General features: G+C 46.0%; 26 protein-coding genes. 25 read left to right on the top strand and 1 reads right to left on the bottom strand.

Annotated features, from left to right (window positions below; translation table 11 throughout):
- Positions 1–27: 27 nt before the first annotated feature.
- Positions 28–291, bottom strand: coding sequence for a 30S ribosomal protein S20 (gene rpsT, locus Ami103574_RS09665; protein WP_163066827.1), 264 nt, complete (start codon positions 289–291; stop codon positions 28–30).
- Positions 292–458: 167 nt separating this feature from the next.
- On the opposite strand from rpsT, the gene gpr reads away from it, so the two are divergent.
- From gpr to dnaJ, 25 genes are all read left to right on the top strand, one after another.
- Entirely contained in the window at positions 459–1,346 is an 888-nt protein-coding gene (gene gpr / locus Ami103574_RS09660) for a GPR endopeptidase (RefSeq protein ID WP_163066826.1), read from the top strand.
- A 59-nt stretch (positions 1,347–1,405) separates the two neighbouring features.
- On the top strand, positions 1,406–2,362 hold the full coding sequence (gene spoIIP, locus Ami103574_RS09655; RefSeq protein WP_163066825.1) for a stage II sporulation protein P: 957 nt from the start codon (positions 1,406–1,408) through the stop codon (positions 2,360–2,362).
- Positions 2,363–2,416: 54 nt separating this feature from the next.
- Complete coding sequence (locus Ami103574_RS09650; RefSeq protein WP_163066824.1) at positions 2,417–2,644, top strand: hypothetical protein; 228 nt, start codon at positions 2,417–2,419, stop codon at positions 2,642–2,644.
- Between the two features lie 102 nt (positions 2,645–2,746).
- Positions 2,747–4,558, top strand: coding sequence for a translation elongation factor 4 (gene lepA / locus Ami103574_RS09645; RefSeq protein WP_163066823.1), 1,812 nt, complete (start codon positions 2,747–2,749; stop codon positions 4,556–4,558).
- Positions 4,559–4,603: 45 nt separating this feature from the next.
- A complete protein-coding gene (locus Ami103574_RS09640; RefSeq protein ID WP_163066822.1) occupies positions 4,604–4,933 on the top strand; it encodes a TfoX/Sxy family protein in 330 nt (109 codons plus the stop codon).
- Between the two features lie 22 nt (positions 4,934–4,955).
- Complete coding sequence (locus Ami103574_RS09635; RefSeq protein WP_163066821.1) at positions 4,956–5,381, top strand: bacteriohemerythrin; 426 nt, start codon at positions 4,956–4,958, stop codon at positions 5,379–5,381.
- Between the two features lie 19 nt (positions 5,382–5,400).
- Positions 5,401–6,564, top strand: a complete 1,164-nt coding sequence (gene hemW, locus Ami103574_RS09630; protein ID WP_163066820.1) for a radical SAM family heme chaperone HemW — start codon at positions 5,401–5,403, stop codon at positions 6,562–6,564.
- 88 nt (positions 6,565–6,652) lie between these two features.
- Positions 6,653–7,555 carry a hypothetical protein gene (locus Ami103574_RS09625; RefSeq protein ID WP_163066819.1) on the top strand — a complete coding sequence of 301 codons (903 nt, stop codon included), beginning with the start codon at positions 6,653–6,655 and terminating at the stop codon, positions 7,553–7,555.
- A gap of 47 nt (positions 7,556–7,602) precedes the next feature.
- Complete coding sequence (locus Ami103574_RS09620; protein ID WP_246213120.1) at positions 7,603–8,172, top strand: methylated-DNA--[protein]-cysteine S-methyltransferase; 570 nt, start codon at positions 7,603–7,605, stop codon at positions 8,170–8,172.
- Between the two features lie 44 nt (positions 8,173–8,216).
- The gene (locus Ami103574_RS09615) at positions 8,217–9,065 is read left to right on the top strand and encodes a copper amine oxidase N-terminal domain-containing protein (RefSeq protein ID WP_163066818.1); all 849 of its coding nucleotides are present in this window, start codon (positions 8,217–8,219) and stop codon (positions 9,063–9,065) included.
- A gap of 172 nt (positions 9,066–9,237) precedes the next feature.
- The gene (locus Ami103574_RS09610) at positions 9,238–10,206 is read left to right on the top strand and encodes a hypothetical protein (RefSeq protein ID WP_163066817.1); all 969 of its coding nucleotides are present in this window, start codon (positions 9,238–9,240) and stop codon (positions 10,204–10,206) included.
- Positions 10,207–10,245: 39 nt separating this feature from the next.
- Complete coding sequence (locus Ami103574_RS09605; RefSeq protein ID WP_163066816.1) at positions 10,246–10,473, top strand: helix-turn-helix domain-containing protein; 228 nt, start codon at positions 10,246–10,248, stop codon at positions 10,471–10,473.
- Entirely contained in the window at positions 10,466–11,533 is a 1,068-nt protein-coding gene (locus Ami103574_RS09600) for a hypothetical protein (protein ID WP_163066815.1), read from the top strand. The genes Ami103574_RS09605 and Ami103574_RS09600 overlap by 8 nt, the downstream gene beginning before the upstream one ends.
- Before the next feature lie 2 nt (positions 11,534–11,535).
- A complete protein-coding gene (gene glpK / locus Ami103574_RS09595; protein WP_163066814.1) occupies positions 11,536–13,032 on the top strand; it encodes a glycerol kinase GlpK in 1,497 nt (498 codons plus the stop codon).
- A 33-nt stretch (positions 13,033–13,065) separates the two neighbouring features.
- Positions 13,066–13,728 carry a pentapeptide repeat-containing protein gene (locus tag Ami103574_RS09590; protein WP_163066813.1) on the top strand — a complete coding sequence of 221 codons (663 nt, stop codon included), beginning with the start codon at positions 13,066–13,068 and terminating at the stop codon, positions 13,726–13,728.
- 59 nt (positions 13,729–13,787) lie between these two features.
- The gene (locus tag Ami103574_RS09585) at positions 13,788–14,834 is read left to right on the top strand and encodes an acyltransferase family protein (RefSeq protein ID WP_163066812.1); all 1,047 of its coding nucleotides are present in this window, start codon (positions 13,788–13,790) and stop codon (positions 14,832–14,834) included.
- Positions 14,835–15,161: 327 nt separating this feature from the next.
- The gene (locus tag Ami103574_RS09580; protein WP_163066811.1) at positions 15,162–16,352 is read left to right on the top strand and encodes an ABC transporter substrate-binding protein; all 1,191 of its coding nucleotides are present in this window, start codon (positions 15,162–15,164) and stop codon (positions 16,350–16,352) included.
- Positions 16,353–16,434: 82 nt separating this feature from the next.
- Positions 16,435–17,313: a branched-chain amino acid ABC transporter permease gene (locus Ami103574_RS09575; protein ID WP_163066810.1), complete on the top strand. Its 879-nt coding sequence runs from the start codon at positions 16,435–16,437 to the stop codon at positions 17,311–17,313.
- A gap of 14 nt (positions 17,314–17,327) precedes the next feature.
- Positions 17,328–18,236, top strand: coding sequence for a branched-chain amino acid ABC transporter permease (locus tag Ami103574_RS09570; RefSeq protein ID WP_163066809.1), 909 nt, complete (start codon positions 17,328–17,330; stop codon positions 18,234–18,236).
- Positions 18,233–19,123: an ABC transporter ATP-binding protein gene (locus tag Ami103574_RS09565; protein ID WP_163066808.1), complete on the top strand. Its 891-nt coding sequence runs from the start codon at positions 18,233–18,235 to the stop codon at positions 19,121–19,123. The genes Ami103574_RS09570 and Ami103574_RS09565 overlap by 4 nt, the downstream gene beginning before the upstream one ends.
- Positions 19,101–19,808, top strand: a complete 708-nt coding sequence (locus Ami103574_RS09560; RefSeq protein WP_163066807.1) for an ABC transporter ATP-binding protein — start codon at positions 19,101–19,103, stop codon at positions 19,806–19,808. Before Ami103574_RS09565 ends, Ami103574_RS09560 begins: the two co-directional genes overlap by 23 nt.
- A gap of 217 nt (positions 19,809–20,025) precedes the next feature.
- Positions 20,026–21,072: a heat-inducible transcriptional repressor HrcA gene (hrcA, locus tag Ami103574_RS09555; RefSeq protein WP_163066806.1), complete on the top strand. Its 1,047-nt coding sequence runs from the start codon at positions 20,026–20,028 to the stop codon at positions 21,070–21,072.
- Positions 21,065–21,640, top strand: coding sequence for a nucleotide exchange factor GrpE (grpE, locus tag Ami103574_RS09550; protein ID WP_163066805.1), 576 nt, complete (start codon positions 21,065–21,067; stop codon positions 21,638–21,640). Before hrcA ends, grpE begins: the two co-directional genes overlap by 8 nt.
- 14 nt (positions 21,641–21,654) lie before the next feature.
- Positions 21,655–23,529 carry a molecular chaperone DnaK gene (gene dnaK / locus Ami103574_RS09545; RefSeq protein ID WP_163066804.1) on the top strand — a complete coding sequence of 625 codons (1,875 nt, stop codon included), beginning with the start codon at positions 21,655–21,657 and terminating at the stop codon, positions 23,527–23,529.
- Positions 23,530–23,651: 122 nt separating this feature from the next.
- Complete coding sequence (gene dnaJ, locus Ami103574_RS09540) at positions 23,652–24,785, top strand: molecular chaperone DnaJ (protein WP_163066803.1); 1,134 nt, start codon at positions 23,652–23,654, stop codon at positions 24,783–24,785.
- Positions 24,786–24,891: the final 106 nt, after the last annotated feature.

Below are 24,891 nucleotides of genomic sequence, written 5' to 3'. Positions count from 1 at the left end.
CTTACCCATGGTGGGGACGGGTGAGACTTACTGAGCCTTGTTGAATCTCTTGGTTAATCTGGAAACTTTCCGAGATGCAGCGTTCTTGTGAATAGTATTCTTTGCAGCAGCCTGCATAAGCTTCTTTTCTGCTAAAGCCAGCTTTTCCTTAGCTGTAGCCATATCACCAGATGTCATTGCAGCTTCAAAGTTCTTTAAGATTGCCTTCAGATGTGATTTGATACGTCTGTTTCTTGCGGTTTTCTTGTTGATAACCAGGATTCTTTTCTTTGCGGATTTAATATTTGCCATTTTAATTCACCCCACTTTATACTTAATTTGTTTGTTTTCCCGGGCCGTTTGCTCGGAAAAAGCAAATATTTCGCAACACTCAGTATATATGAATAAAAAACAAATTGCAAGGGAAAAATCAAGGAGGATAGAAAAACTTTGAAATATAAGGAAAAGGGGTGAAATAGATGAAGTACAGAACCGATTTGGCCATTGAAAATATGGAAATGTATGAGGAAGAACGGGGAAAGCAGGGGGAGATTGACGGAGTCCACATGGAGAAAGTGGAGCATGGAGAGGGCATTATGGCCACCAGAATTGCTATTTTAGACCACAGGGGGGAACTTACCCTGCAAAAACCAGCGGGAAACTATATTACTTTAGAAATTGATGGCCTCATAGACGGAGAGGAAGATTTGAAAGCCCGGGCTTCAAAAGCCTTGGCGGAAGAGCTGAAAGAATTAATTCCTTTTCACTATTATCTAAAAGTACTGGTCATTGGACTGGGCAATGATAAGGTAACACCGGATTCTCTGGGGCCCTACACCGTATCGAAGGTACGGGTCAACCGTCATTGGTTTATTATCTATGAATCCGACGGCGACGAGGAGCAGGCTTGTGTCAGCGGGTTTATTCCGGGAGTCATGGGATCTACCGGCATGGAGACAGCGGATTTAATTAAAAAGGCGGCAGACATCGTTCAGCCAGAAATTATTTTGGTCGTGGATTCTCTGGCAGCCAGAAATATAGCTCGTATCAGCACCACCATACAGATTAACGACACGGGCATCTCACCGGGAGCTGGTATGGGCAATCACCGCACCATGTTGGACCAAGAGAGCTTAGGCCATCGGGTCATCTCCATCGGCGTACCGACGGTGATTGATTCTGGCACACTGATTCTTGATGCCCTGGAAGGTTATATCAAAAATCCACAGGAAGTGGAGGACTATATAGAACAAAATGGCCAAGACATGATTGTCACGTCCACGGACATTGATCAAGTTATTAAAGATTTTTCGGACATCATCGCAAATGCCATTAATATTACGCTCCATCCTGGCATATATTCATAAGGGCGAAAGGATGAAAGGCTGGATAAGCGCCGACGTCGTCGCCTGAATGGGGGATAAAAATGAGAGGAAAACGATTGCTTGCATTGGGGATGGCCGTATTTATGATGACCGCCCTGCTGACGATGCAGGGCATGAAGCAAAGTAGCAATGGGGAGCTCCAACTGACAGCGGCGGACGTGGGCAAAATGTGTCTGTCCGGGTCCCTGATGGTAGGCAGCAGAGGCAGCCAAAGACAACAGGTACCTGATAGCCAACAAGGAGAAAGTCAACAGGAGGTGGATGCCTCCAAAGAAGCAGAAAATGGTGCGGCAGATGCTGCGGCAGCCCAGGAGGCTCCGGCTGAGGCTCCTGCGGTGGTGGATACACAGGATGCAGATAATCCATCGCCTCAGACCATCAACGTTGACAACGGTAAACCGCTGGTCATCATCTACCATACCCATGCCACGGAATCCTATCAGCCGGCTTCCGACGGCAATTTTCACGTTATACAGGAAGAGGGAACCGTACGGGAAGTCGGCAATGTGCTGACAGCTGAACTGCAAAAAAAGGGCATTCAGGTAATCCATGACAAGACCATTCACGACAACCCTTCCTACAATCAATCCTATAGTCGGTCATTGGAAACGATAAACAACCTGTTGGCCAAATACCCTGGGGCATCGGTGGTCATCGATTTACATAGGGACGCTGCGGGGTATTCCGGCGGAAGCGGAAAGACGACCATTGTCAATGGCGAGACGGTGGCAAAATACAACCTGGTGGTAGGGAAAGGCAATCCGAATGCAGAAAAACTGCGAATATTCGGGAATACGGTGAATAAGAAAGCCGAAGAGATGTTCCCTGGCTACGGAGGGCGGATCATCGACAAGGAATACAAATTCAACCAGTATGTATCGGATTATCACATGTTGCTGGAAATCGGCAATAATGAAAATAATATCCGGGAAGCCGATGCCTGTGCCAAGTATTTTGCTGACGTGCTGGCGGAGGTCATCCAGGAGAACAGCAACTAAGCCAGGAAAACCGAAGCAGCAAATACAAGCCCTATGAGAACAGGGGTACAAAAGATGAGAACCTTTTTCAGAGGACTGTTAATCGCCCTTCTCCTAATCGGAGGCGTGGCGGGAGTTTGGACCGTAGACGTGAGGAGCGGCCATCTGGCAGGCTATGAGCCCGCTATTGATATGGCCTTAAATCCAGTTCAAGTAGAAGAGCCCGGTGATAGCTTTGCACTGGGCTATGAGTTTACCATGCGGGTGAACAACCCGCATCTTTTAAATTGGATTAATAATTGAAATTTACCGCTGTATCAATTATAATAGTAGGGATATAAAGGGGTCAAACCTGTTTGACCACCTTCCATCTGGGAATAGTATTATTATAATTGAGGAGGAAGTATGGACTCATACCAGAAGCACATCAGAAATTTTAGCATCATTGCTCATATAGATCACGGCAAATCCACCTTGGCAGACCGAATTATCGAGAACACCGGTTTGGTAGCTCACAGGGATATGAAGGAACAGTTTTTGGACAACATGGATTTGGAGAGGGAGCGGGGGATTACCATCAAGCTCCAGACCACCAGACTGTCGTACAAGGCCAAGGATGGTCAGGAATATATCTTCAACCTGATTGACACCCCGGGACATGTGGACTTTACTTACGAGGTTTCTCGAAGTTTGGCGGCTTGTGAAGGGGCTGTGCTGATTGTGGATGCCACCCAAGGAGTGGAAGCTCAGACTCTGGCTAACGTATACTTAGCTTTGGATGAGAATTTGGAGATTATTCCGGCCTTAAACAAGATTGACCTAGCCAGTGCCAGACCGGACGAAGTGAAACTGGAGATTGAGGACATTATCGGTATTGATGCAGAAAATGCACCTTTAGTGTCAGCCAAGGAAGGCATCGGCATCGATGATCTGTTGGAAGCCATCGTGGCGCAGGTACCACCACCTTCAGGGAGCGTAGAGGGCAAGCTGAAAGCGCTGATTTTTGACTCATATTACGACAATTACAAGGGTGTAGTCATCTACACGAGAGTATTTGACGGACAGGTGAAGAAGGGCGACACCATCCGTATGATGAATACCAAGAAAAAATACGAGGTGACGGAGGTAGGCTTTTACTCTCCAGGCCCAGTACCAGCCAGCGTTCTGCGAGCCGGTGAGGTAGGTTACATCTGCGCCAGCATCAAGCAGGTCGCCGATGCTCGGGTAGGTGATACCATCACCTTGGACAGCAATCCGACGGAAGAAGCGCTGCCGGGCTATAAAAAGGTTCAATCCATGGTTTTCTGCGGTATCTATCCGGCAGAGGGCGAGAAATATGAGAACGTTAAGGATGCGCTGGAAAAGCTTCAGGTTAATGATGCTGCTTTCAATTTTGAAGCGGAGACTTCTCAGGCCCTAGGCTTTGGTTTTCGCTGCGGTTTTTTGGGCCTCCTTCATATGGAGATTATTGTCGAGCGTCTGGAGCGGGAATTTGGCCTGGCGGTAATCACCACTTCTCCAAGCGTTATCTATCGGGTCGTTCTTGTCACGGGAGAAGTGCAGATGATTCAGAATCCGTCCAACCTGCCTAAACCTACGGAGATTTCCTATATCGAAGAGCCTATCGTCAAGGCGGATATTATGATACCAAAGGAATATGTGGGTTCCATCATGGAATTGTGCCAGGATCGACGGGGCAAGATGATTCATATGGAATACATCACGGAAACCCGGGTTCAGCTTCACTATGAAATGCCACTGAACGAAGTTATCTATGACTTCTTTGATGCCTTGAAGTCTAAGACCAGAGGATATGGCTCCCTGGATTATGAATTCATCCGTTATGAGCGGTCTCAGGTGGTGAAAATGGATGTGCTGTTAAACAAGGACTTGGTGGACGCTTTCTCCATGATTGTTCACGAATCGAAGGCGTATGCCCGAGGAAAGTTTGTCTGTGAAAAACTAAAAGAGATTATTCCTATGCACCAGTTCGAGGTGCCAATCCAGGCCGCTATCGGCCAGAAAGTCATCGCCAGAGAAACCGTGCGGGCTTACCGTAAAGATGTTATCGCCAAGTGCTATGGCGGTGATATTTCCCGGAAAAAGAAGCTGCTGGAAAAGCAGAAAGAGGGAAAGAAGCGTATGAGGCAGTTTGGAACGGTGGAGGTGCCTCAGGAGGCCTTTACTGCCGTGCTCAAGTACGACGATAACAAGTAGATATCGCAAGGGTTAGACTGCGTTAAAAGGAAAGGCGGTGAGGAGATGGCTTCCAGCAAGGAATATGTGAACTTTATTATGGAACAGTTATCGGGACTGGAAGGGGTAACTCATCGAGCTATGATGGGAGAGTACATCCTTTATTATGGTGGAAAAGTTGTCGGCGGCATTTATGACGACCGTTTCTTGATAAAACCCACAGAATCCGCTTGCCGTCTCATGCCTACAGCTCCCAGAGAGGTGCCTTATGAAGGAGCAAAGGACATGCTGCTGGTAGACGATGTAGATGACAGAGCCTTTCTGGCTGAACTGCTCCTGGCCATGTATGAGGAGCTTCCGGCACCAAAGCCAAAAAAGAAGAAATCAGCCAGCTAATAGGAGTAAAGGAGGGGAAGGAATGTCAGAACCATTGCATACGTTTCTTTGGGATAAGAAGCTAGAGACCGATATTGAGCTTGTGGACAGCCAGCACAAGGAGTTTTTAAAGCGGGCTAACACCTTTATTATCAAGCTACTGGCGGACAAGCCAGAAGAAGGGGTGCGGGAGGCTTTTGAGTTTGTAAACGACTATCTCCAATATCATTTTCAAGCAGAAGAGACATTTCTGGCTGACAGCGGCTACCCGGCCTTTGAAGAACATCAGGCGGAGCACCAACGGATGCGGTTTAAGTCCAAGGAGATGGAAGCGCTAATCGCAGAGGGAGATTGCCAGAAGATTACGAAAGAATTTACGGAGTTTATTAACAACTGGGTGATTAATCACATTTTAAGCAGTGACCGTAGGTTTGCCATCTATTACAGGGAACTAAAAGGTCTGGAATAGACCGGATTTGAGTGAAAGCATGAAAAAACTTGGAATTTACATACACATTCCTTTTTGCATAAAAAAATGTCTATACTGTGATTTCCTTTCTTTTCAAGAGGGAAATCAGCAGCTGTATTTATCTTATACAGCTGCTTTAATAAAGGAGCTGAAAACCTACGGAGGAATCTATAAAGGGGATTTCACGGTAGACAGTATTTTCTTCGGCGGGGGAACACCCTCCCTACTGGAGGCGGCAAGCATACGTGAGATTCTTCAGCAGTTGAGAGATAGTTATCAGGTGGAGCCCCAGGCAGAGATTACCATGGAGTGCAATCCGAAGACTTTAAATCTGGAGAAGCTGGAAGGATACCGAGAGGCGGGGGTCAATCGGCTGAGCATCGGTATTCAGTCTTTTGACGAAGATACGTTAAAGCGGCTGGGCCGGGTTCATCAGGCCGCAGACGGGACAGAGGCCATTCAGCTGGCCCGAAAAGCAGGGTTTTGCAATATCAATCTGGACTTGATGTTTGCTGTCCCAGGGCATACCCTGGCAATTTGGCAGGATACCTTGGATCAAGCCCTGGCCTTGAACCCGGAGCACCTATCCTTTTATAGCTTGCAGCTGGAAGAAGGGACTCCTTATTTTGACTTGTTTGAAAAGGGTCGGCTGGAAATGGTGTCTGATGAAGCAGACCGGCAGATGTATCATGTTGCTTTAAAGCGGCTGGAGCAGGCGGGATATCGACACTATGAAATTTCCAATGTTGGCAAACCAGGGTTTGAATGCCGCCACAATTTAAAATACTGGTCCATGGAAAATTATCTGGGAGTGGGCCTGGGAGCACATTCCTACGTGGAAGGTCAGCGGTTTAGCAATGTCCGGAACCTGGAGCAGTATTTAAAAGCCCTCGGTACAGAAACGGCTGAAAGTGATCTGCCTTGGGTGGAATGGCATCATCCGAATTCCCAGCGGGATGAGATGGTAGAATTTATGATTACGGGCATGAGGAAACGGGAAGGCATCAGCTTGGCGGAGTTTGAGAGTCGGTTTGGGCAAGACCTGTTTCAGGCTTACCCGGAGCAGAAAGCCTGGGTTATCCAGCAGGTGGAGGCGGGGATGCTTCTTTTTACAGAAGGTCGGCTGCGATTTACCTTATCAGGCATTGATGTATCCAACACAATTTTAGCAGAGTTTGTTTAAGGATGCTGGCCTCCTAGGCTGGCATCTTTTTGCATGCTAAAACGACCTATTAGAAGCATGGATATTGAAAGAGAGGCGTATTTATATTATGGAGTACAAGAAGTGCGAAAGGACATCGAAAATTATGGTCATGGTGTCTGGGATTTTGTTGCTTCTTTTGTTTGTCGGAGCATTGGCACTCTGCACGAGTGTAGCAAATAGATCAAATAGGGCAATGTCCGCTGCCGCCGCGTTGGAGGAGTTACAAAACAGTATAGAATACTCAGATTCAGATATCGAAATCAGCTTCCAAGTTCCGTCGGATTACCCGGCGGAAGACTGGAATATAATAATTGCGGGACGGATAGAAATGGAAGATGTTGGTGGTATGAGCGTACATTTCTTCCAAGAGGAAAACAGTACCCATAGCTGGCTTGCGGGAAAACGCTATGTAATTTCCATGAGGGATAGCAATTATACGGATTTACTTATGGTCGCTTCTTTGCCTGATCAAAATGGCGATACCACCTCAATTGATGTTGACCTGCTGAAGTTGGCTAAAAGCAGCATCATGATAAGAAAGTCCTATTCCATGCAAATACCTGACAATCTCTTAAATTATCGTTATCGGGAAGAGGATGCCGATAATTTTACCTTATGGAATAATGATGTAAATATAGGCGGTATGGAACGGCTCAGCGAGGACAGCTTATACGAACTCAATCATGCCAGCCTGATTTCGGAAGAAGAGCTTTCTGGTTTTCCTGTGCCTGCCGTAAAACGGTTGTACGAGCGCGATTATCCCGCCGCATCAGGTAGGACAGACACTTATGAGCAACTGCGCATAGGCTTGCTTTATAACAACAGTTGGTATGATTTTTGGCTTGACCTCCGTTATGGCAGCGATAATGACTTGTTGCAGCTTGTAAAAAGTGTACAGTTTTATGTGGATTCAGCGGAAGAGCCAATACCGGGGCTTAAACAAGAGGAAATCGACTATAAGGCAGAATAAGCTGGGTAGCACCATTGATATATAATAGGATAAATAAGGAGGTGCCTATGATGAATGGCAAGAAGGCAAGCAAGGTATATTATAAAATGGACTATGAGTCTCCCTTGGGAAGGTTAACTTTGGCTAGTGATGGGGACGCGCTGGTAGGCCTCTGGCTCCCGGGGCAAAAATATTTTGAGGCTACAGTAACAGGAGCAGTGACAAAAACAAAAGAGTTGTCTGTATTTCGTGTGGTGAAAGCTTGGCTAGATCGGTATTTTGCTGGAGAAGAACCGGACATCTCTTCCTTGTCTTTGGCACCTGAAGGAACACCCTTCCGACAAGAGGTCTGGAAAATCCTTTGTCAGATTCCTTATGGTGAGACCATCACCTACGGAGAAATTGCCAGACAGGTGGCAGAGAAGATGGACAAGCCAGGCATGTCACCTCAGGCAGTAGGCGGCGCTGTGGGACACAACCCTATTTCTATCATTATTCCTTGTCATCGAGTAGTGGGCACCGATGGCCGTCTCACCGGATATGCAGGAGGGATCCCTGCCAAAGTATGGCTATTGAAAAACGAAAAGGTGGATTTGCGCCGACTGACTAATCCGGCCAATAGGTTTATGAACTTTTAAGTTTAAATCGCAAATTGTTAGGTTAAAAACAGAGAGGAAAAAACGTGAAAAGAATATCATCCGTACTATTAGCTATTTTGTTGCTGGTCCTATCTCCTAGTGCTGCATTTGGCGACACGGCCAGTAGAACCATCCATCTTACATTAGGAGAGACTACAGCCCAAGTTAATGGGCAGCGTGTTACCATGACGGCACCCCCTCAGCTGATTTCAAATCGGACTTTAGTTCCGTTGCGATTTATCAGTGAAGCCCTCGGGTGTGATGTAGACTGGATTGCCAGTACACACACAGCAACGGTGACTATGGAAAATCAAAAGATTCAGGTTCCGATCGGTCAAAATTACGTTTTGGTTAATGGTACGCAAACAGCCATTGAGGTGCCTGGTCAGCTGATCAATGGGAGCACCTACGTTCCACTGAGGTTCATCGGAGAACGGCTAGGAGCAGAGGTGGACTACAACTCCACCACCAAGGGTATCTCCATGGGGTTGAATACGTATAAAAATACAGTTCATAATTTTGAAATGGTTTTGCCTGATGGGTGGATTGTCAAAGAGGAAAACGAAAAAAAGGTGGTGTTGAATCACGGCAAGGAGGCGGTGGCAACCTTTTCTTTGGTAAATAAGGCAGAAGGTGCAACGCCGGCAGACATGAATGCAGAGCAACTTTTTGAGGGCTTTGCAGGGAAACCAGGATTTAATTACATTGTGAAAGAGAAGATGATTGCGGGAGCGTATCTGGAGAATGGAATATTTACAGAAGTTTTCTGCGTTTTTCTGGATAAAGGCATCTATGTGGTAACGGTTATCGCCCCTGCCGAAGCCTTTGACCGGGCCTTCGACCGAGAATGTGTGCTCATGCTCAACACAATGAAAAACGTGGATGCAGCGTAGTTTTCCAGATTATCACTAAAAATGCCAAGGCTTGAAATTGAAAAATTATTGACAAACAATAATTACTGTTTTATGATGAGAATGAAATTATCGTAAAACAGTAATTTTTTTATAAGGAAAAACATCTGGCTGAACGAAAAAATCTTTTTAGCACAGGAAAGGGGTATTATACGTGGAAATGAAGCGATTTAATCTTCTGGTGGGGTTGACGGCGCTCCTGTCAGCCGTACTGGCAAGCGTTTTGTATTTTTCAGGGACAGTGACCGATTTTTATTGGGGGTGGTACGTGCCTTTTGATTGGATAGCCGCTTTATTGAGGAGCCTGTCTCTGCATTCTGTAGTGGGTAATGTGATATCGTGGGTGTTGTATGTGATGTTCTGCCTCAGCCCGGCAGGGCCTGTGGCAATCAGGGTACTGAGAAACCGTGGGATAAAAGGGGATAGACTGGCAGAAGCATTACTTTTAACTTTATCGCTTTATCTGTTTTTTGCCATGTACTGCTACATCAATCCGGGGGCCCTGACGTTGCTTTTACCAGAGGTGCCCGGCAGTGAATGGATGGAGAGCTTGCCGTGGATTAAGGGACTGCTGGCGGCAGTGGGCTATTCTTTGCTGCTGGGGTACGGGATTTTGCGGCTGGCGGGCAGCATAAGCGGTGCAGATTTGCATCGGCGGATTCAAGGGCTGCTAATTGGCGGTACAGTGGCATATGTGGCCTTGATTTGCTTTATCCTTTCGCTGGAGCTCTTTCAGCAGTTGGAAGCGTTGAAAGGATATGCTTTTGCAGGTGTCGTGTTTTTTAATTGTTTCTTGAAGCTGCTGCCTTTGGCTTGTATGGTCAGTATCCTGCAAACGGCGGTCCAATTGGTCTGTGAATTGAAGACGGACAAATTTGGGACTGGGGCGGCAAAAATGGCCAGGTTGATGGCCGAGCGAAGCCGGAGGACCGTTTTGGCGGCAGTCTGCTGTGGTGTTATCCGGCACGGAATCCAGCTGATTTTCTGGAGGGAGCTTCGCCAGGTAAATATTCTGCTGGAAATTCCGTTTTTACCGCTGATTCTTGCCTTTGCTGGTCTGTTGCTGGCGGAATATTTCCAGGAAAGTGCGGCTTTGTACAAGGAAAATCAGATGATTATTTAAAAGGAGAAGGCTTCAGAAAGAGGCACGAGCGGAGGAAAGATGGCAATAGAAGTTCATTTAGATGAAATGTTGAAAAAACGTGGCATGACCGCAAAAGAGCTCTGCAAGTTAATTCCTATAACAGAAGCGAACTTGTCCGTGCTCAGAAGCGGCAGGGCTAAGGGGGTACGTTTCAGCACCATCAACAAGATTTGTTTCTACTTGCAGTGTGATGTGGGCGATCTCTTATGGTTTAATGGAGAATTGGAGGAGGAAGAAGATGAATAGGGGAAAGAACGGACAAAAAAGGCTGCTGCTGTTCCTCTTAATCCTGACGGCTGCCGTGATAGCTGGTGGATGCACTTTGGCAAATCCAGACTTACAGCAGTTGAAAGACGGAGACCAGCTGACTGGGATTTTCATCATTTACACTCAGGATCTGAGGAATTACGAAATGCAAGAGGGAGATACCTTGTATTATCAGGAAAAGAAGCTGGTGCGAGCCGACGGCAGCGTAGAACAGCTTACCGATCAGGAGATACAGAAGCTAAATGGCGACTGGACACTGGAGGGGAAGAAAGAAGCTGATGGCAGCTACACCTTTGGGGACCTTGATGGCTACTATATGGGCTACTCCCTGATTCGGCAAATGATAGACGGAGCGCCCAGTTCCCACACGGAGATTCACGCCTCTGAAAGCATCTACGACACCCATATGGCGGTAACTGCCAACGGCTCAGAGGATGGGTCCACAGCCAATGAAAATATCTATGCCCTGACCGGAACCTTGAGCATTCCAGCCAACGGAGGAGACCAGCTGATTTACCCCGTCTATCGGCGGGCTGACGGTAGCGTTTATCTGACATCCAGTTCAGACCGGACCCTGATAGCGGATAACCAATATCGAAGTGGACAGCAGACCTACAGCATGTCGGAATCTTACGAGACCAGCCTAACTGCCACCGGAGATACAGAACGGGGGAGTAAAATCACCAACAGCTTTTCTTTGATTTTGGAACCGATAAATCTGCTGCAACGTGCGGATATTCTGCAAATGGACGAACAGCATCGGCTGGTTTCCCGAACACAGCTAAATTTTTCAGCGGAATCCGGCAATTTAGTGGAGGGAGATCAGAAACTTATATTGGATGAAAAAACAGATTATGTTATAATAGAAGAGCATTTTAAAGAGGAAGACGGAACGCTTCGGCTCCAGCGGACAATTTACGACTGGGCTTCAAACGGGAACAGCGCCAACGAAGGCGAAGAAAATTTGATGACCCACACCTTCCGTAGAACCGGAGAAAACGGAAAAATTCAGTTGATTGTGTTGAATGTGGAGAGGTGATTATGGAAAAGTTTATAATGGCTCTGGATCAGGGCACCACAAGTTCGAGATGTATTTTGTACAACAAAAAAGGCGAAATCGTCAGCTTGGCTCAAAAGGAATTCCTCCAGCTTTATCCCCACGCCGGCTGGGTAGAGCACGACCCCATGGAAATCTGGTCTACGCAAGTGGGAGTAGCCCAGGAAGCCCTTTATAAGATTGATGCGACTTATGAAAATATCCAGGCCATCGGCATCACCAATCAGCGGGAGACCACGGTGGTATGGGATAAGCACACGGGTCTGCCTATTTACAACGCCATCGTCTGGCAGTGCAGAAGGACGGCGGAATATTGCGACCAGCTCAAGACCAGAGAAGGCTTGATAGAAAAGGTTAAGTCAAAGACAGGATTGCTGATTGACGCCTATTTTTCTGGCACAAAATTGCACTGGATTTTGGAGCATGTGCCGGGAGCTAGAGAAAAGGCGAAAAACGGCGATTTGCTTTTCGGCACCATCGAAACTTGGTTGATTTGGAAATTATCCATGGGTAAGATTCATGTAACCGACTACTCCAATGCCTCCAGGACTATGCTGTTTAACATCAATACGCTCCAGTGGGATGAAGAGATTCTGGCTGAGCTGGATATTCCGGCGGGAATGCTGCCGGAGCCTAAACCGTCCAGCTGCCTATACGGCACCACGGATCCCGTGATTTTCGGCGGCAGCGTACAGATTGCCGGAGCCGCTGGGGATCAGCAGGCCGCCTTGTTCGGACAAACGTGCTTTAAAGAAGGCGAAGTAAAAAATACATATGGCACGGGTTGCTTTATGCTTATGAACACCGGGGAAAAGCCGGTTCAGTCCCAGAATGGGCTCTTGACTACCATTGCTTGGGGTTTAGATGGCAAGGTAGAATATGCCTTGGAAGGGTCTATTTTCGTGGCAGGTGCAGCTGTTCAGTGGCTGCGGGATGAATTAGGTATTTTGCACGATTCCGCAGAATCAGAAGCCATGGCTGCTTCTGTAACCGATTCGAATGGAGTCTATGTAGTACCAGCGTTTGTGGGTTTGGGAGCACCCTATTGGAACCCATACGCCCGGGGCACGATTCTGGGCATTACCAGAGGGGCTAACAAGAATCATCTGGTACGGGCTACCTTGGAATCACTGGCTTACCAAACAGCGGACTTGCTACAGGCCATGGAAGAAGATTCAGGCATCAAGCTAGCGGCTTTAAAAGTAGATGGCGGAGCCAGCGCCAACAACCTGCTCATGCAGATTCAGGCGGATTTGCTGGACACCATGGTTCAGCGGCCGATGTGCATAGAAACGACCTCTCTGGGTGCTGCCTATTTGGCAGGCTTAGCTACGGGGTATTGGAAGGACAAAGAAGACGTTGTGCAAAACTGGCAAATTGATCAGACCTTTGCGCCTAGTTTGCCGCAAGAAACGCGGCAGTCTATGCTGAAGGGCTGGAAGCGAGCCGTGCGCTGCGCCTTAGCTTGGGCGGAGGAATAAGACGGCGGAAAGGCAGACAGGAGATAAAGGCAGATGAAAAAGTGGGATGCAGAGAAGGCGAGGGAACAACTTGAGAATATAGAAGATTCAGCTGTATTTCTGGAGCTGGCTGAGGCGGCAAACCAGGAGGGCAGCTCCTTGGAGGATCGGTATATCGCTGGGGTTTCCGTGGAAAAAGGAGATTTTTCTGGTTTGGAGGTATCTGGTTCAGTTTTTGAAAACTGCGTTTTTTCCGATTCGGCCTTTCCTAAATCCTACTTTAAGGATTGCTTATTTATGAGTTGTGATTTTTCTAACTGCAATTTCAGCAGCAGTACCTTTAGCAGATGTTCTTTTGAGCAGGTGAAGGGGATCGGTGCTGACTTTTCTGAAAGCGTTTTTAAACAAGTGGAGCTAAGGGCCTGTCTGTTTCGCTATGCGGTCTTTACTTTATGTCTGTTGCAGGATATGGTCTTAGAAACTTGTGATTTATCGGAGGCCTGGCTTGACAGTTGTAAGGGACAAAAGTGGCGGTGGAAAGACGTGAGTTTGGTCCGGGCCAATCTGTATAAGACCCCCTTGAAGGGGGTGGATCTGCGGGAGTGTCAGATTGAGGGGATTATCCTTTCCACAGAGGCCCGAGAGATAAGCGGTGCAGTGGTAGACTGGATGCAGGCGGCGGAATTGGCCAGATTTTTAGGCGTAGTGATTAAATGAGGAAAGGCGGCCGCTGCCGCCTTTCCTGCAAATAAATTTTACAAAAAGGAAGGTTTTTTATGGAAAATACGGTATCAATAGGAGCTCCTCAGACAGCAAAGGTCAGAAGCTATATATTTGATAATCTCAGGGGGCTGGCTATTTGGTGCATACCCATTTCTCATTTTACCAGAGTGGGAGGGGAGTTTTCTCAAGGGTCCCTCAGCGGCATTGTCTATATTACCATTAATGTGTTCGTCATGCAGCTGTTTATGTTCTTATCGGGTTACTTTTCAAAGAAGGTAGATCGGGCCAGGGAATCAGCCTTTCAGACGTTTTTGCTGCCATACCTGTTCTTTACGCTGATTTTTTACATATTTCGCTATCTATATTTCGGTCATGCTAATTTAGATTTTTTAAAGCCTCCCTTTGCTCTGTGGTTTTTATTTTCGGTATTTTTCTATCGGTATTATCTAAAGGATTTGGTGAAGATTAAACACTTATTGGCAATCAGTATCGGCATCTATCTCATCGCTGGTCTGTTGCCGGTGGATACAGATTACTTCGCTTTGGGCCGGACTATTTCCTACTTTCCATTTTTTCTTATGGGCTATTATTGCACCAGTGACAGGTTGAAATCCTTGCAGAAGTTGAAGAAATGGCAGAGTATCCCTTTGTTGGTCCTTCTGCTGGGGGCTTCCTACGGACTGGCGTTTTATGTAAAGGTGCCGGTGGCTTTTTATCTGTTGAAGACGACAGCGGCAGATATTGGTATTCCTTGGTATACTGATATAATCTTGCGGGGTGTAGTGCTGATTCTGGCGGTGCTGTGGACTATCGTACTGTTGAATCTGATGCCAAACAAAAAGAACTATCTGTCTTATATAGGTATGAATACCATGCCGATATATATTTTCCATCTGTTCTTCCGATATGTGGTTCAGGATGTGGGATTTCCTTGTCCCAACTTGACCGTGTATTACTTGTGGGTATTTGGGGCTGCATCGCTGTGTGCGGTGGTGTTCTCCAGTCCGCCGGTAGCAAAGGTCTACGATGCCACATTAGACCAGCTATATGCGGGGTGGCTGAAGTTAAAGAAAAAGATGATCTATGAGCAAGAATCATAGGATTTTGCTATAGAAAGTATAAATTGTAAAGAGATATTGGCTGTCCGCCTCCTTGGCTGGATGGCCTTTTGCTTTTCTTCTTTTTTATTTTTTAAACAAGTTTGCGCTCTTAAGGCTAATAAATAAAACAATGTTGGAGATGATACAAAAAATTCAGTTAATTCTAAAGATTTGAAACATTTTTTTGATTTCTTTTGAAGCAAATTGAAGCAGAATGAAGCGATTTCATATAATCATCACAAAAGAGAGCACAAAAATGGTTTACCAAATCAGCTCTCATTAGGTCCATGGCATATTGTTAAATTATGTTTTTAGGAGGTAAGGAAAATGAAGAGAAAAGTATCTTTATTTATCAGCATCATGATGGTGCTACTGCTGGCTCTTACTGGCTGCGGAGGCGGTAGCAGCGGCAGCGGTGATGCGGCGACAGATCCGATTAAAATCGGCTGGATTGGTTCCCTGACAGGAGATCAGGCGCCTTGGGGAAAGTGTGAAAGTCAGACCGTGCAAATGCTGATCGATGAAACCAATGCAGCCGGAGGAATCTTAGGCCGTCAGTTGGAATTGGTGGCTCTTGACACAAAAGGAGATGCGAATGAGGCTGTAAATGCAGTCAAGAGATTGGTATCTCAGGATAAAGTTTGCGCTATTTTAGGACCAAATGCGTCCGCCCAGGCCCTGGCCATCACTGGTGTACTGGAGTCCGCAGGAGTGTCTGATATTGCCACGGTTGCTACAAATCCTAAAATTACGGTCAACGATGACGGCTCCGTAAATGAGTACAACTTTCGGGTATGTTTTACAGACCCTTATCAGGGTGCTGTAGCTGCCGGATATGCAGCAGATATTTTAAAATATAAAAAAGCGGCAATTTTATATGATGTAGCTAGTGACTATTCTCAAGGATTTATGCAGTACTTTATTGAAACCTTTGAAGCAAAGGGCGGAACTATCGTTGCAAAAGAAGCTTTTAAAGCTGGCGATACGGATTTCAGACCTCAGTTGACTAAGATTAAAAAAGCAGACCCGGAAGTAATTCTGATGCCTTACTACTATAAGGAAGTCGCTTTAAGTGCCAATCAGGCTAGAGACCTGGGTATCAAAGCAACCTTGATGGGTGGAGACGGCTGGCCTTCAGACACGTTGTTTGAGATGGCTGGAAATTCTTTAGAGGGAAGCTATGTAGTTAATCATTTTGACTACAATGACCCAGACGTAAAACCGCTTACAGAGGCTTACATAGCAAAATACGGCACGACTCCAGAAATAAACTGCTACATGGTGCATGATGCTTATAAAGTATTATTGGCAGCGATTGAAAAAGCAGGAAATGCTGATCCTCAGGCGATAACAGATGCGTTGACTCAGGTAGAGGTTAAGGGTGTGACAGGAACCATAAAGCTTGGCGAAAAAACTCATAATCCAGAAGGAAAAGAAGCTGCCATTCAGAAGATTCAGCTTAACCCTGAAACCGGTGAATTTGAATACGCCTTTATGCAGAAGTATGGTGCAAATTAGTGCCTTTGGCCAGTAAAAGAGAATTAAATAAGGCAGTTTTCCAACTGCCTTATTTTACTCAAAGTGTTAGGAGGATTTGCAGGTGAGTGTATTTTTACAACAGTTGATAAACGGTCTGTCTATTGGAAGCATTTATGCACTAATGGCGGTAGGATACTCATTGGTATATAGTATTTTAAACTTTTCCAATTTTGCTCATGGCGGAGTCATCATGTTAGGGGCCTATATTGGTTTATACGCATTGCATTTATTACCCATGTCATTTTTAGGAGCTTTGGTTATTGCGGCTTTCGGAGCCGGGTTAATCGCTGTGGTATTGGAGAAGGTAGCATACAGTCCTCTTAGAAAGAGGAATGCACCCTCCTTGTATTTTATCATTTCGGCTATGGGCGCTTCCATATTCTTGGAGAATTTAGTTATTGCGACCATCGGCCCAACTTTTAAAACTTATCCTCAGATTTTTAATCCCATTCCCTTTACGTTCGGCAGTATTTCCGTGAGCCGAATTGATGTGCTGATGTTTGTTATTGCGGCAATCAGCTTGGCCATTTTGGTCTTTATCATTGAAAAAACCAAAGTAGGCTTGGCTATTCGAGCTTGTTCCTATAGCTCTAGGGGAAGTAATCTAATGGGGGTAAATGTAAACCGTATCATTTTTGTTATTTTTCTGCTGGGTGGTATGCTGGCCGGTATAGCAGGTATGCTCTTCGGGATGAAGTATACGGTATATCCGCAAATAGGCGTGATTACAAATAAATCCTTTATTGCTGCTGTATTTGGAGGTCTGGGCAGCTTGCCTGGTGCCGTGGTGGGCAGTCTGCTTTTGGGGTTGATTGAAACCTTAAGCTCGGCATACATTGCTTCTCAATACAGGGACTTGATTGCATTTACATTACTTATTGTCGTATTGGTAATCCGACCTAGTGGTATCATGGGAAAGATTACGGAAGATAAGGCGTAGAGGAGGTACTTTCTATGTTCAGTTGGTTTTACATCGAAGGTATCTTGATTTTAGTAGGTATCAATTTGATGGTAGTTTTAGGCCTGTCTTTGCTGACGGGCTTCACCGGGCTCTTTTCTTTTGGCCATGCAGGATTTATGGCCATCGGTGCGTATGTTTCAGCAATCTGTACCATGAATTTCGGTATTCCTTTTTACGCCGCTTTGCTGCTGGGCGGTATTGCAGCCATGGTCGCATCGCTATTTATCGGATATTTTACATTAAATTTAAAAGGGGATTACTTTTGTATAGCGACCCTTGGTTTTGGGGAAGCAGTGCGTTTAATATTCGATAATTTGCAATACTTCGGCGGGGCTAGAGGGTTGCCGGGAATTCCTTTAGAGACTACTTTAGCCAAGGTAGTCATCATCAATATCATAGGCATAGCCGCCATGGCATTTTTGATTAAGTCCAGGCATGGAAGAAATATGATTGCAGTAAGAGAAGAGGAATTGGCCTCCCAGGCCATTGGCATCAACGTATTTCACTATAAGATGACATCTCTGGCTATTTCAGCCCTTTATGCAGGAATAGGAGGAGCCCTGTGGGCCCATTACCTGGGTTTTATACAGCCTCTCATGTTCCAGCTGACTAAGTCTACAGAAATGACTATTATGGTAATCTTCGGAGGTTTGGGCAGCATTACCGGAAGTGTGGTCGGTGCCTTTATACTGACCTTCCTGCCAGAACTTCTCCGAGAATTTGCTCAATGGAGATTGGTGGTATATGGCGCGGCCGTTATCATCATTATGATTACAAGACCTCAGGGAATGTTGGGTGGTATGGAATTCAGCCTCAAAGGCATTATTCGTTTCTTCAGGAAGTTTGGAAAGAAAAAGGGCCAAAGTGCGATAAATGCTCCAGAAGGAGGTGCAGAAGGATGACCGACGTTTTGACCATGAGAAATGTTACAAAGCGGTTTGGTGGCCTGACGGCGGTAGGAGATGTAAGCTTTACCATAAAAGAAGGTGAAATCTTTGGCCTGATCGGCCCCAATGGAGCCGGAAAAACCACTATTTTTAATTTAATTACCGCAGTATATACACTAAGTGAGGGAGAGATTTTATTTTATGGTGATTCCATAGCAAGTGCCGATCCTTATGGAAAAGGTTTTGTAAATGGTGTTAAAAGACGGTTTAATTGGAAGCCCTTAAAGCCTTATCAAATTGCGGAGAAAGGTATTACCAGAACTTTTCAGAATATCCGGCTTTTTAAGAAGCTCAGTGTCTTTGAGAACGTATTGACTGCCTGTCATCGTTCGGGGAGCTATGGCCTTCTTCAATCGGTGCTTCCCAGGAAGCTGCCAATCTTAAAGGCAACCTTGCCCTGGGCTAGTTCTTTTTGCAAGCAGGAGGAAATGTTGAATCAAAAGACCGCTGAACTGCTTCAGCTCATGGGACTGTGGGAAGTTCGGGATATGGTAGCGGCAAATTTGCCTTACGGCATGCAGCGAAAGCTGGAAATCGCCAGAGCCTTAGCTTTAAATCCAAAGCTGTTACTCTTAGATGAACCGGCAGCAGGTATGAATCCAGAAGAGACCATTCAGCTGATGGAGCTGATTCGGCAGATACGAGATGATTTTAATCTGACTGTCCTCATCATTGAACATCACATGGATTTAATCATGGGACTGTGCGATAAAATCTTTGTATTAAACTTTGGTAAAGCCTTGGCGGAAGGTACGCCGGATGAGATACAGGACGACAAGCGGGTAATCGAAGCATATCTGGGGAAGGAGGAAGACATTCATGTTGAAGGTAAACAATCTTAATGTGCACTACGGTGGTATTCATGCTCTCCGGGGAATTTCCATCGATGTCCAGCAGGGAGAAATTGTTACCATCATCGGTTCAAACGGTGCAGGTAAATCTTCCTTATTAAATGCTATCAGCGGTATGGTCAAATATCAGGGAGATGTAATCTATGAAGACCAGAACCTTCCCAGACAGGCTCATAAAGTGGTTAAGGCGGGAGTTTGTCAGGTACCGGAAGGACGTATCATCTTTGCCAACCTCTCTGTGCACGAAAACTTAAAAATGGGTGCGTATCTTAGGACGGATAAGAAGGGGATTCAGGAAGACTTTGAGCGGGTGTATCACCTTTTTCCCAGATTAAAAGAACGGGAAAAACAAGTTGCCGGTACGTTGTCAGGCGGGGAGCAGCAGATGTTGGCTATGGGCAGGGGATTGATGTCCAATCCAAACTTAATCATGCTGGATGAACCATCTTTAGGCTTAGCACCGCTCTTAATCAACACTATCTTTGAGATTATCGTAGAAATTAAACAGATGGGTAAAACGCTGCTGCTGGTGGAACAAAATGCCTTTAAAGCACTTTCGGTAGCGGATAAAGCGTATGTGCTGGAACAGGGGGTTATTACCGCCTCAGGCAGCGCAAAAGAGCTACTGGCGGATTCAACCATTCAGGAAGCTTATTTGGGGAAGAAAAATAAGTAAAAGAACACGGATAATCAGTAACTGTAAAAGTCGGCAAGGCCCAAAGAATTTCTTTGACCTAGCCGACTTTTATATTGGTAGATAAACGGCAAGGACAAAATCAAAAAATTATATCTTTTTTTGCAAGAAGTGTTGACATTACACCATAAGAGTGTTAAATTAAAAATGTAGTTAGCACTCATGCGACGTGAGTGCTAACAAAGAAAGGGTGAGCAAGATGGATTTAAACGAAAGAAAATTGAGAATATTACAGGCCATCATCGGTGATTTTATTCGCACTGGTGAACCGGTTGGATCCAGAACCCTTTCAAAGAAGTATGAGTTAGGTGTGAGTCCAGCTACGATTCGCAATGAAATGTCCGATTTGGAAGACATGGGATTTTTGACCCATCCTCATACGTCAGCCGGCAGGGTACCTTCTGACAAAGGGTACAGGCTGTATGTAAACGAGCTTATGAGCAAGAAGGAATTGAGCTTGGAGGAAAAACAGATTATTTCAGAGAAGCTGCAAAGCGATATGTCGGAGTTTGAAAGAACCATTCAGCATGCGGCCAGCCTGCTGTCTGAAATCACCAACTTGACATCCTTTGCGATGACTCCCAAGACCGATGAGGATAAATTGCGGTTTGTTAATGTTCTGCCTGTAGACGATAGCACCGTGGTGCTGATGATTGTGGCGGAAAGTGGTAAAGTGTCTAACACGGCACTGAAGATTCGGGTGGCTTACACTAGGGAAAATTTGGAGCTGCTATCCAAATCTATGACCTATAACTTTAGAGGTAAGACCATCAGCGAAGCTTTGACGGTGGATATTATCCGCTCCTTTGAGACGGATTTAGAAGCCATGGGCATGCTGGCACAGAACATTATGCCAAACTTTATGAAAACCCTAGAAAAAATGCTCAACGTCGATTTGTATATGGATGGATTGACCAACATCTTTTCCATACCAGAATACAATGACATCGACAAGGCGAAAGTATTTCTAGAGCTGTTGAACAAGAAAGAAGACTTTACTAAAAAGTTGATTGATCGGGAAAACGGCGTGATTATTACGATTGGAAATGAAAATGCAGATGACATGATGCAGAATTGTAGTTTGATTACCGCCACATACCACATAGACGGCAAACTGATCGGGAAAATCGGTGTGATTGGTCCCACCAGAATGAAATACGACGAGGTAACTTCTGTTATCGAGTATATAACCGAAAATTTGAATAACACTTTTAAACTGACAGGAGGTAGTGAGGACGATGATTAACCAGCAGAAGACCGCAGCCGAAAAGGATGTGGATATCCTGGAAGCGCAGGAAGCGGATGGAACAGAGGCAACAGGGGAAGCTAATACAAAGGAAAGCGAAGCTCAGGACACGGAGGCCCCAGAGGTGGCAGTTGAACCAGAGACAGAGGATGTTCCGGCTGAAGAGAGCGAACAGAAGTATTTGCGGCTGATGGCGGACTTCCAGAATTACAAAAGAAGAACAGAAAAAGAGAAAAGTGACATTTATGCATATGCAAACGAGAAAATCGTTTCAGAATTGCTTGATGTGATAGATAACTTTGAAAGAGCACTTGCTCACGGCGAGGGCGAGGAAGGGTTTGTTCAGGGTATGAACAACATATTTAAGATTTTCAAGGGGGTACTGGAAAAAAGCGGATTAGAAGAAATCGAAGCAACGGGAGTAGCATTTGATCCCAACTTTCACAATGCTGTAATGACCGAAGACAGTGAAGAGCACGAAAGCGGCCTTGTAACAGCGGTCTTACAAAAAGGATACAAATTAAATGGTAAAGTAATACGGCCAAGCATGGTCAAGGTCGCAAATTAGGGAGGTAATATATTATGGGAAAAGTAATAGGTATAGACTTAGGGACTACAAATTCCTGTGTATCTGTTCTGGAGGGCGGTGAGCCTGTAGTAATAGCTAACGCAGAAGGAAATCGAACCACACCGTCAGTGGTAGGCTTCACCAAAGGTGGAGAACGTCTAGTAGGTGAAACGGCGAAGAGACAGGCCATCACTAACCCGGATCGGACTATTGCGTCCATCAAGACGTACATGGGTTCCGACCACAAGGTAGAAATTGACGGAAAACAGTATACACCACAGGATATTTCAGCGATGATTCTAGGCAAGCTAAAGGCTGATGCGGAAAGCTACTTGGGCGGAAAGGTAACGGAAGCGGTTATTACCGTACCAGCTTACTTTACAGACGCTCAGAAGCAGGCCACAAAAGACGCTGGCAAGATTGCCGGTTTAGATGTAAAGCGAATCATCAACGAACCGACAGCTGCATCTTTGGCTTATGGATTGGATAAGGATAATGGACATCACAAGATTTTAGTATATGACCTGGGAGGCGGTACCTTCGACGTATCCATCCTGGAGTTGGGCGATGGCGTATTTGAAGTGCTGGCTACTAACGGCGACACCAAGCTGGGCGGCGATAACTTCGACAAAGTACTCATTGACTACATGGCTGATACCTTTGGCAAAGAGCACGGTATCGACTTGAGAAGTGACAAAATGGCACACCAGAGATTGAAGGAAGCAGCAGAAAAGGCCAAGAAAGAGCTGTCTAGCTCGCAGACTGCCAACATCAACTTGCCGTTTATCACTGTAAGTGCAGATGGTCCGCTGCATATGGATATGGATATCACCAGAGCTAAGTTCGATCAGCTGACTTCTGATTTAGTAAATAGAACAATTGAGCCGATGCAGAAGGCGATGAAGGATGCCGGCGTGACCAATGCAGACATCGCTAAGGTTATTCTGGTAGGCGGTTCCACTCGAATTCCAGCGGTTCAGGATGCTGTAAAGCGGGTGACTGGAAAAGAACCGTTCAAGGGCATCAACCCGGATGAATGTGTAGCCGTTGGTGCTGCTATTCAGGCTGGTGTACTGACTGGTGAGGTAAATGATGTATTATTGTTGGATGTAACACCACTTTCCCTGTCCATCGAGACACTGGGCGGCGTTGCCACCAAGCTTATTGAGAGAAATACTACCATTCCTACAAAGAAGAGCCAGGTATTCTCTACTGCTGCGGACAATCAGACTGCTGTTGATATTCACGTAATGCAGGGTGAACGAGAGATGGCGGCAGGAAACATCACCTTAGGACGCTTCCAGCTTTCCGGTATTCCACCTGCTCCTCGCGGCATTCCGCAGATTGAAGTTACTTTCGACATCGATGCCAACGGTATCGTTAATGTAAGTGCTAAGGATATGGGTACAGGCAAGGAACAGCGGATTACCATCACATCCTCTAACAAGCTTTCTGAGGAAGAAATCCAGGCTAAGGTTAAGGAAGCAGAGCAGTTTGCTGAAGATGACAAGCAGAAGAAGGAAGAGATTGAAGTTCGCAACAGAGCAGAAACTCTGGTATATGAAACTGAAAAGAATCTGAAAGACCTGGATGCCAGCTTATCCGAAGATGAAAAGGCCAGCATTTTAGCAGCCAAGGATGAGCTGTCCAAGGCTCTGGAGGCTAACAATCTGGAAGAGATTAAAGAGAAGACCGACAAGCTAACCGAGCAGTTCCACGCGATTTCAGCCAAGATGTATCAGCAGGCTCAGGCCGCTCAGCAGGGCGGAGCAGCAGGCTTTGATCCAAACATGGCAGGCGGTATGGGCGGAGCAGCACCTGAGGGAGACGCTCCGAAACACGACAACGTAGTTGACGCCGATTATGAAGTGGTGGATGAAGACAAATAGTTGACATATGAACCTGCATAAGGTAATATTGATACGGTTAAAACGTTGAAGATAAGCACTCCTTCCAGCAGGGAGTGCTTATCATCGGTTAATCTGAATTGAATGCAGAGTGGAGAGAAAAAATGGCAGATAAGAGAGATTATTATGAAGTCCTTGGGATTCAGAAGGGCGCCAGCGAGAGTGAGATAAAGAGTGCATTCCGAAAGATGGCCATGAAGTATCATCCGGATAAGAATCCTGATAACAAGGAAGCTGAAGAAAAATTTAAAGAGGTAAACGAGGCGTATAGTGTTCTTTCCGACCCTGACAAGAAGAGTAAGTACGATAAGTTCGGTCATGCCGGCGTAGATCCAAGTGCAGGTTTTGGCGGCGGCGCAGGCTTTGGCGGTTTTGAAGATATATTCGATATGTTTGGAGGCATGTTCAGCGGCTTCGGCGGCAGTGGGGGCTCCAGACGGCGAAATGGACCGATGAAGGGCCGGGATTTGCAGCAGGAGGTGGCTATTTCCTTTGAAGAGGCTGCTTTTGGTGCCAAGAAGCAACTTAAACTGACGAAATACGTTGAGTGTGAGAAGTGTCACGGGTCCGGAGCGGCAGAAGGCTCGTCTAAGAAGTCCTGTCCGACCTGTAATGGTACAGGGGAAGTGCGGACCACTCAGCGGACTCCGTTTGGACAGTTCCAAAGTGTGAACACTTGCCAGAATTGCGGTGGATCCGGCCAAGTCATTGAGACCCCTTGTACGGAGTGCAGTGGCAGCGGAAAGGTCCGCAAGACGGTGACGATTTCCGTGGATATCCCGGCAGGGGTAGACAATGATTCCATCATCTCCATCCGGGGACAGGGAGAGCCAGGGACCAACGGAGGGCCAAATGGCGATTTATATGTCGTGATTCGGGTAAGAGCACACAGTCTCTTTAAACGAGATGGTCAAGATTTATGGCTGGAGATGCCGATTTCTTATGCTCAGGCTGCTTTGGGTGATGATATCACCGTACCGACCTTGAGTGAAAAGGTGTCCTACAATATTCCGGCGGGAACCCAGCCGGGTACGGTGTTCCGCTTAAAGGGGAAGGGCATTAGAGGGCTGAAAACCGCCAGAATGGGTGACTTGTACGTGAAAGTTGTCTTAGAAGTGCCAACCAAGTTAAACGCAGATCAGAAAAAGAAGATTAAAGAACTGGGCGATATTCTGGACAACGAAAATCATGGAAAGAAAAAGAGCTTTTCGGATAAGATGAAAGACCTCTTTAAATGAAAGAAAAAAATTTTTAGCAATAAAACGGCTAGATATACGGAATAAAAAACAGGTGTGAAGGTTTTCCTTTGCACCTGTTTTTCTTTTGGCCGACCGGACTGCCGGA

It is taken from the genome of Aminipila butyrica, assembly GCF_010669305.1.
Lineage (GTDB): Bacteria > Bacillota > Clostridia > Peptostreptococcales > Anaerovoracaceae > Aminipila > Aminipila butyrica.
Note: the sequence above shows the minus strand (reverse complement) of the source record. Positions and strands in the feature narration are given on the sequence as shown.

Excerpts from the sequence above, each read along its gene's own strand:
- Ami103574_RS09605 (WP_163066816.1), top strand. The coding sequence starts at position 10,246 with ATGGCAATAGAAGTTCATTTAGATGAAATGTTGAAAAAACGTGGCATG.
- glpK (WP_163066814.1), top strand. The coding sequence starts at position 11,536 with ATGGAAAAGTTTATAATGGCTCTGGATCAGGGCACCACAAGTTCGAGA.
- Ami103574_RS09560 (WP_163066807.1), top strand. The coding sequence starts at position 19,101 with ATGTTGAAGGTAAACAATCTTAATGTGCACTACGGTGGTATTCATGCT.
- Ami103574_RS09640 (WP_163066822.1), top strand. The coding sequence starts at position 4,604 with ATGGCTTCCAGCAAGGAATATGTGAACTTTATTATGGAACAGTTATCG.
- lepA (WP_163066823.1), top strand. The coding sequence starts at position 2,747 with ATGGACTCATACCAGAAGCACATCAGAAATTTTAGCATCATTGCTCAT.
- Ami103574_RS09580 (WP_163066811.1), top strand. The coding sequence starts at position 15,162 with ATGAAGAGAAAAGTATCTTTATTTATCAGCATCATGATGGTGCTACTG.
- grpE (WP_163066805.1), top strand. The coding sequence starts at position 21,065 with ATGATTAACCAGCAGAAGACCGCAGCCGAAAAGGATGTGGATATCCTG.
- rpsT (WP_163066827.1), bottom strand. The coding sequence starts at position 291 with ATGGCAAATATTAAATCCGCAAAGAAAAGAATCCTGGTTATCAACAAG.
- Ami103574_RS09620 (WP_246213120.1), top strand. The coding sequence starts at position 7,603 with ATGATGAATGGCAAGAAGGCAAGCAAGGTATATTATAAAATGGACTAT.
- Ami103574_RS09625 (WP_163066819.1), top strand. The coding sequence starts at position 6,653 with ATGGAGTACAAGAAGTGCGAAAGGACATCGAAAATTATGGTCATGGTG.
- Ami103574_RS09590 (WP_163066813.1), top strand. The coding sequence starts at position 13,066 with ATGAAAAAGTGGGATGCAGAGAAGGCGAGGGAACAACTTGAGAATATA.
- Ami103574_RS09650 (WP_163066824.1), top strand. The coding sequence starts at position 2,417 with ATGAGAACCTTTTTCAGAGGACTGTTAATCGCCCTTCTCCTAATCGGA.
- dnaK (WP_163066804.1), top strand. The coding sequence starts at position 21,655 with ATGGGAAAAGTAATAGGTATAGACTTAGGGACTACAAATTCCTGTGTA.
- spoIIP (WP_163066825.1), top strand. The coding sequence starts at position 1,406 with ATGAGAGGAAAACGATTGCTTGCATTGGGGATGGCCGTATTTATGATG.
- Ami103574_RS09600 (WP_163066815.1), top strand. The coding sequence starts at position 10,466 with ATGAATAGGGGAAAGAACGGACAAAAAAGGCTGCTGCTGTTCCTCTTA.
- Ami103574_RS09635 (WP_163066821.1), top strand. The coding sequence starts at position 4,956 with ATGTCAGAACCATTGCATACGTTTCTTTGGGATAAGAAGCTAGAGACC.
- Ami103574_RS09570 (WP_163066809.1), top strand. The coding sequence starts at position 17,328 with ATGTTCAGTTGGTTTTACATCGAAGGTATCTTGATTTTAGTAGGTATC.
- dnaJ (WP_163066803.1), top strand. The coding sequence starts at position 23,652 with ATGGCAGATAAGAGAGATTATTATGAAGTCCTTGGGATTCAGAAGGGC.
- gpr (WP_163066826.1), top strand. The coding sequence starts at position 459 with ATGAAGTACAGAACCGATTTGGCCATTGAAAATATGGAAATGTATGAG.
- Ami103574_RS09565 (WP_163066808.1), top strand. The coding sequence starts at position 18,233 with ATGACCGACGTTTTGACCATGAGAAATGTTACAAAGCGGTTTGGTGGC.
- hemW (WP_163066820.1), top strand. The coding sequence starts at position 5,401 with ATGAAAAAACTTGGAATTTACATACACATTCCTTTTTGCATAAAAAAA.
- hrcA (WP_163066806.1), top strand. The coding sequence starts at position 20,026 with ATGGATTTAAACGAAAGAAAATTGAGAATATTACAGGCCATCATCGGT.
- Ami103574_RS09585 (WP_163066812.1), top strand. The coding sequence starts at position 13,788 with ATGGAAAATACGGTATCAATAGGAGCTCCTCAGACAGCAAAGGTCAGA.